Origin of the sequence: uncultured Georgenia sp. (assembly GCF_937958535.1) — a bacterium.
GTDB lineage: Bacteria > Actinomycetota > Actinomycetes > Actinomycetales > Actinomycetaceae > Oceanitalea.
In genome coordinates this window covers 1-5,851 of sequence record NZ_CALGNQ010000037.1, presented here as the reverse complement: position 1 = coordinate 5,851, position 5,851 = coordinate 1, and the positions used below count along the sequence as shown (strand labels likewise).

Genomic DNA, 5,851 nt, shown 5'->3' with positions numbered 1-5,851 from the left:
GGTAGACCGAGCCGCGGTCTCCCACGGCCAGCGTGAGCGGACCGATGAGACCGTCGGCCACGACGTCGGGGCCGCGCTCGCGGTCCCGGTGGGCACTGGCGGGGGCGGTGACGAAGCCGGCGGCGAGGGCAAGGATGCTGACCCCGGCCGCCAGGGTGGACCTGCGCATGGTGTCTCCAGGCGAGAGTGCCGACGACCGTCTCAGGTGGGACGGCCGGTACCCGGGTGCGACGTTGCGGGAGCGGCGGGTGTCGGAAGGGGGACGCGCTCGGGACAGCGTGAGGCTATGCCCCTCTAACACACGGCGAGAAGAGTGTCACCGGTGGATTCGCGGACGATTCTCGCGCCTCCGGTCAAGTTGGCGACCGCCCCCGCACCGGCCACCGCCCCCGCACCGGCCGAGGAGCGACGCCTGCAGCCGCGACGGTCCCGCGCGGTCAGCTGAGGAGCGGCACCTGCAGCGGGTACCGGTAGACCTCGCCCCGGTTCGCGGCGAGCGCCCCCATGATCGACAGCACGAGCTGGGCGACGAAGGCCCCGACCCAGAGCACGATCGACAGCGGGATGAGCACCACCGTGAAGATGACGGCGAACGCGAGGACGTTGGCCAGCCACACGGTCATGTTGAAGTTGAACGCGCTCGCCGCCGCGTTGCGCACCAGCGGGCTGCGGTCCTTCCAGATGAGCCACACGATGAGCGGCCCGAGGAAGCTGAGCAGACCCGCGCTGAGCACGATCGCGATGAGCGGGGACAGGTGGGCCAGCACCGCGATCGTCCGGTCGTCACCCCCGGGCTGCCGGTAGTAGGGCCCCTGGCCGGGGTGGGGCGGGTAACCCGGGGAGGGCGGTGGGTAGGGGCCGCCCTGGTACGGGGGCTGCCCCGGGTGCGGGGGCTGCCCCGGGAACGGAGGCTGCTGCGGGCCCGCCTGGTACGGCTGCTGGGGCCCGACGCCGTGGTGGGGCGGCGGGTGCGGTGCGTCCGGGGTCGGCCCCTGGTACGAGCGGCCCTGGTAGCCGGGCGGCGGCCCGCCGGGGGCCGGGGGCTGGTCGGAGGTCCCCTCGGCCGTGGCCGGCCGCGGCAGGCCGGGACCGTCCTCGCCGGGGGCCGGAGGCTGGTCGGGCCCGCTCCCGTGCGGCCGGACGGCGTGGTCCTCGGGCTCGGGGGGAGTGGTGGACATCGGTGGCTCCTTCACGGCGACGCTCGTGCTCCACCAGGTTACGCACCCCGCGGACCTGGCAGACTCGGGACCATGAGCGAGGACGCGGCGGGACCGCAGACCGCACAGGACGCCGCGGTCGAGGCGTACTGGGCCACGGCGCGCAAACGGGCCGGTCTCGACCGTCTCGACGTCGTCGTGGGGCAGCAGCCCCTCGGCACGGTGCCCCCACCGGCGTGGTCCTTCGGCAGCGACCCCACGACCGCCGACGCCCGCCTCGCGCTCCTCCTCGAGGGCCGGAAGACCGCCACGGCGAGTCCGGCGCAGCTCTACGGGTGGCAGGGCGTCCCGCTGCCCGCCCCCGGTGACCTCTCGATCGTCCTCGACGGCGCGGGTCGGCCGCGGGCGCTCGTTGTCACCACCGGCGTCGACGTCGTGCCGTTCCGGGACGTCGACGCCGCCCACGTCGCCGCCGAGGGGGAGGGCGACGTGGACCGGTGGCGCACCGAGCACGAGGAGCTCTTCACCGCCGAGCTCGCCGCCGCCGGGCTGCCCTTCGCCCCGACCGTGCCGGTTGTGCTCGAGCGTTTCCGCCTCCTCGACCCCAAGCCGCCACGCCACACCCGGCAGCCGGTCACTACGTGAGACGCGCCGTCCCGACCGGTGGACGCTGGCTAGGGTGTCCCGCATGACGCGCACCATCGACCTCGCAGTGATCGCCGGCGACGGCATCGGCCGGGAAGTCGTCGCGGAGGGGCTCAAGGTCCTCGAGGCGGCGCTGTCGGGTCAGGACGTCACCGTCCGCACGACACCGTACGACCTCGGCGCGGCCCGTTGGCACCGCACCGGCGAGACCCTCACCGACGAGGACCTCGCCGCGATCAAGCAGCACGACGCCATCCTCCTCGGCGCGGTGGGGGACCCCTCCGTTCCGAGCGGCGTGCTCGAGCGCGGCCTGCTGCTCCGGCTGCGCTTCGAGCTGGACCACTACGTCAACCTGCGGCCGTCGCGTCTCTTCCCGGGTGTGGCCACCCCGCTGGCCGACCCGGGTGAGGTCGACTTCGTCGTCGTCCGCGAGGGAACCGAGGGTCCCTACGTCGGCAACGGCGGCGCCATCCGCGTGGGCACCCCGCACGAGGTCGCCAACGAGGTCAGCGTCAACACGGCGTTCGGCGTCGAGCGTGTCGTGCGCGACGCGTTCGCCCGCGCCGCCGCCCGGCCGCGCAAGAAGCTCACCCTCGTCCACAAGCACAACGTCCTCGTCCACGCCGGCCACCTGTGGCGGCGCACCGTCGAGCGCGTCAACGCCGAGTACCCCGACGTCACGGTGGACTACCTCCACGTCGACGCGGCGACGATCTTCCTCGTCACCGACCCGGGGCGCTTCGACGTCATCGTCACCGACAACCTCTTCGGCGACATCATCACCGACCTCGCGGCCGCGGTGACCGGCGGGATCGGGCTGGCCGCCTCCGGCAACGTCAACCCGGACCGCACCTTCCCGAGCATGTTCGAGCCGGTGCACGGCTCGGCGCCCGACATCGCCGGCCAGGGCAAAGCCGACCCGACCGCCACCGTGCTGTCGGTCGCCCTCCTCCTCGCCCACCTCGGCTTCGCCGACGCCGCGGCTCAGGTGGAGCAGGCCGTCGCGGCGGACATCGCCGAGCGGGGCACGGCCACGCGCACCACCACCGAGGTGGGCGACGCGCTGGCCGCGGCGGTCGCCGCCGTCACCACCCGCTGAGCCGACCTTCCGCGGCCTGGCCGCGGAGGCGCCTCGGCGTCGCCGCCGGAGGGACTACCCTCGGGACGAGAACACCACACGCACCAGCACCCGCCCACGCGCGGATGACCGAAGGACCGCTGGGAGGCCCGCCATGACCACCGCACCCGCCGAATTCGCCATCGTGCCGAGCTCTCGTCCCCGGACGACGGCGGAGCGGGCGGCAGCGCTCGAGCGGCTGAGCTTCGGGGTGGAGTTCACCGACCACATGGCCCGGGCCACGTGGACCCTGGACGAGGGGTGGCACGGGCACCGGGTCGAGGGCTTCGCCCCGCTCGAGCTGTCGCCGGCGGCCGCGGTGCTCCACTACGCCCAGGAGATCTTCGAGGGGCTCAAGGCCTACCGGCACGCCGACGGCTCGGTGTGGGCCTTCCGCCCGGAGGTCAACGCCCGGCGTTTCCAGGCCTCGGCGCGCCGCCTGGCGATGCCCGAGCTGCCCGAGGCCGACTTCCTCGCCTCCATCCGCACCCTGGTGGAGACCGACATCGAGTGGGTGCCCTCGAGCCCCGGCTCCAGCCTCTACCTGCGGCCCTTCATGATCGCCACCGAGCCCTTCCTCGGGGTGCGTCCCGCCCACCGCTTCGAGTACCTCGTCATCGCCTCGCCCGTGGGTCCCTACTTCGTCAAGGGCTTCGAGCCGGTGTCGATCTGGGTGGCCGAGGACTACCACCGGGCCGGCCCGGGCGGGACGGGCAGCGCGAAGTTCGGGGGGAACTACGCCGCCAGCCTGCTGCCCCAGCAGTACGCCTACGGCAAGGGCTTCGAGCAGGTGTGCTTCCTGGACGCCGCCACCCGGACCAACCTCGAGGAGCTCGGCGGGATGAACGTCTTCGTCGTCCACGCCGACGGCGTCGTGCGCACCCCCGCGCTCACCGGCACCATCCTCGAGGGGGTCACCCGCTCCTCCATCATCGAGCTGCTCACCGAGCAGGGTGTCCGGGTGGAGGAGGCCGACATCCCGCTCCAGGGGCTGCTGGCCGGCATCCAGGACGGATCGGTGACCGAGGTCTTCGCCTGCGGCACGGCCGCCGTCATCACCCCGATCGGCCGGCTCGCGGGGGAGTCCTTCGACGTCACCGTCGGCGACGGCGGGGCCGGCCCGACCACCACCCGGCTCTTCCACCGGCTCACCGACATCCAGTTCGGCCGCGCCGAGGACACCCACGGCTGGATGCGCCGCCTGGCCTGACCGACGGTGCGCCACGATCCGGACGAGTGGTCTCGGCCACGCCGTCGGTGTGGCATCATGTCGGCATGCAGTTCCGGCTCATTATCGGCTAGCGCACGCGACACCACCCGTCGCGTGCGCAACCTCCCGTACCCCGGGAGGTTTTTTTGTTGCCGGGACCGACCCCGCCCGGTGACACCGAGACCGGCACCACCCCCGCCGGGAGCACGGACTGCGGCCGCTGGACAGAGGAATGAGAGAGATGAGTACGACGACGCGCCTCGCTTCGCAGGGCGAGCTCACCATCGACGTCTACGACACGACCCTGCGCGACGGCGCGCAGCAGGAGGGGATGAACCTCTCGGTGGCGGACAAGCTCGCCATCGCCGCGCTGCTCGACGAGCTCGGGGTCGGCTACATCGAGGGTGGCTGGCCCGGCGCCATTCCCAAGGACACCGAGTTCTTCGCGCGGGCCGCGAAGGAGCTCGACCTGCGGCACGCGAAGCTCGCCGCCTTCGGGTCCACCTGCAAGGCGGGCACCCGCCCGCACGACGACCCGCAGGTGCGGGCGCTGGTCGACTCCGAGGCCCCGGTCGTCACCATCGTGGCCAAGAGCGACATCCGGCACGTCGAGCGGGCGCTGCGCACCACCGGCGAGGAGAACCTGCGGATGATCGCCGACACCGTCCGCTACCTCAAGGAGCAGGACCGGGAGGTGTTCGTCGACCTCGAGCACTTCTTCGACGGCTACCGCTACGACGCCGGCTACACGCTGAGCGCGGCCCGGGCGGCGCTCGACGCGGGCGCCGACGTCATCGTCCTGTGCGACACCAACGGCGGCATGCTCCCCGGCTGGGTCACCGAGATCGTCACCGAGGTGCGCGCCGCCGTCGACGGCAAGCTCGGCATCCACGCCCACAACGACACCGGCTGCGCGGTGGCCAACTCGATCGCCGCCGTCGAGGCCGGGGTGCGCCACGTCCAGGGCACCGTCAACGGCTACGGGGAGCGCACCGGCAACGCCGACCTCGTCACCTGCGTGGCCAACCTCGAGCTCAAGCACAAGGTGCCGACGCTGGCCGGCGACGGTCTGCGCGAGGCGAGCCGGCTCGCCCACGCCATCAGCGAGATCACCAACATCAGCCCGTACGCCCGACAGCCCTACGTGGGGGCCAGCGCCTTCGCCCACAAGGCGGGGCTGCACGCCTCGGCGATCCGGGTGGACCCGGACCTCTACCAGCACATCGACCCGGTCGCCGTCGGCAACGACATGCGCATGCTCGTCTCGGAGATGGCCGGGCGGGCGAGCATCGAGCTCAAGGGGCGCGAGCTCGGCATCGACCTGTCCGGCCGCGCGGACGTCCTGGCCCGGGTCACCGAGCGGGTCAAGGCCGCCGAGGCGCAGGGGTACACCTTCGACGCCGCCGACGCCTCCTTCGAGCTGCTCCTGCGGGAGGAGCTCGACGGCACCCGGCCGCGCTACTTCACCGTCGAGAGCTGGCGCGCCATGGTGCAGACGCTGAGCGAGGACATCTCCCTGACCCAGGCCGAGGCCACCGTCAAGCTCCACACCGGCCGCGGCCGCGTCGTGTGCACCGGAGAGGGCAACGGGCCGGTCAACGCGCTGGACCACGCCCTGCGCCAGGCGCTGGTGGACGTGTACCCCGAGCTGGAGGACTTCGAGCTCATCGACTTCAAGGTGCGCATCCTCGACACCCAGTCCGGCACCGACGCCACCACCCG

Annotated in this window: 5 protein-coding genes; 4 read left to right on the top strand and 1 reads right to left on the bottom strand. The window is 72.9% G+C overall.

What is annotated here, in order from left to right:
• Positions 1–437 precede the first annotated feature (437 nt).
• Positions 438–1,178: a DUF4870 domain-containing protein gene (locus Q0195_RS02150; RefSeq protein WP_299273927.1), complete on the bottom strand. Its 741-nt coding sequence runs from the start codon at positions 1,176–1,178 to the stop codon at positions 438–440.
• Positions 1,179–1,250: 72 nt separating this feature from the next.
• Between Q0195_RS02150 and Q0195_RS02145 the strand changes: the two genes are divergently transcribed.
• The 4 genes from Q0195_RS02145 to cimA form a co-directional block, all read left to right on the top strand.
• Positions 1,251–1,802, top strand: a complete 552-nt coding sequence (locus Q0195_RS02145; protein ID WP_299273925.1) for an ASCH domain-containing protein — start codon at positions 1,251–1,253, stop codon at positions 1,800–1,802.
• Between the two features lie 43 nt (positions 1,803–1,845).
• Positions 1,846–2,901: a 3-isopropylmalate dehydrogenase gene (locus Q0195_RS02140; protein ID WP_299273923.1), complete on the top strand. Its 1,056-nt coding sequence runs from the start codon at positions 1,846–1,848 to the stop codon at positions 2,899–2,901.
• A gap of 133 nt (positions 2,902–3,034) precedes the next feature.
• Positions 3,035–4,129, top strand: coding sequence for a branched-chain amino acid aminotransferase (locus tag Q0195_RS02135; protein WP_299273921.1), 1,095 nt, complete (start codon positions 3,035–3,037; stop codon positions 4,127–4,129).
• Between the two features lie 241 nt (positions 4,130–4,370).
• A partial coding sequence (gene cimA / locus Q0195_RS02130) for a citramalate synthase (protein WP_299273918.1) occupies positions 4,371–5,851 on the top strand: 1,481 nt, incomplete at its 3' end.

What these genes read in the sequence shown, in the direction of transcription:
- Q0195_RS02150 (WP_299273927.1), bottom strand. Translation starts at nt 1,178, where the DNA reads ATGTCCACCACTCCCCCCGAGCCCGAGGACCACGCCGTCCGGCCGCAC.
- Q0195_RS02145 (WP_299273925.1), top strand. Translation starts at nt 1,251, where the DNA reads ATGAGCGAGGACGCGGCGGGACCGCAGACCGCACAGGACGCCGCGGTC.
- Q0195_RS02140 (WP_299273923.1), top strand. Translation starts at nt 1,846, where the DNA reads ATGACGCGCACCATCGACCTCGCAGTGATCGCCGGCGACGGCATCGGC.
- Q0195_RS02135 (WP_299273921.1), top strand. Translation starts at nt 3,035, where the DNA reads ATGACCACCGCACCCGCCGAATTCGCCATCGTGCCGAGCTCTCGTCCC.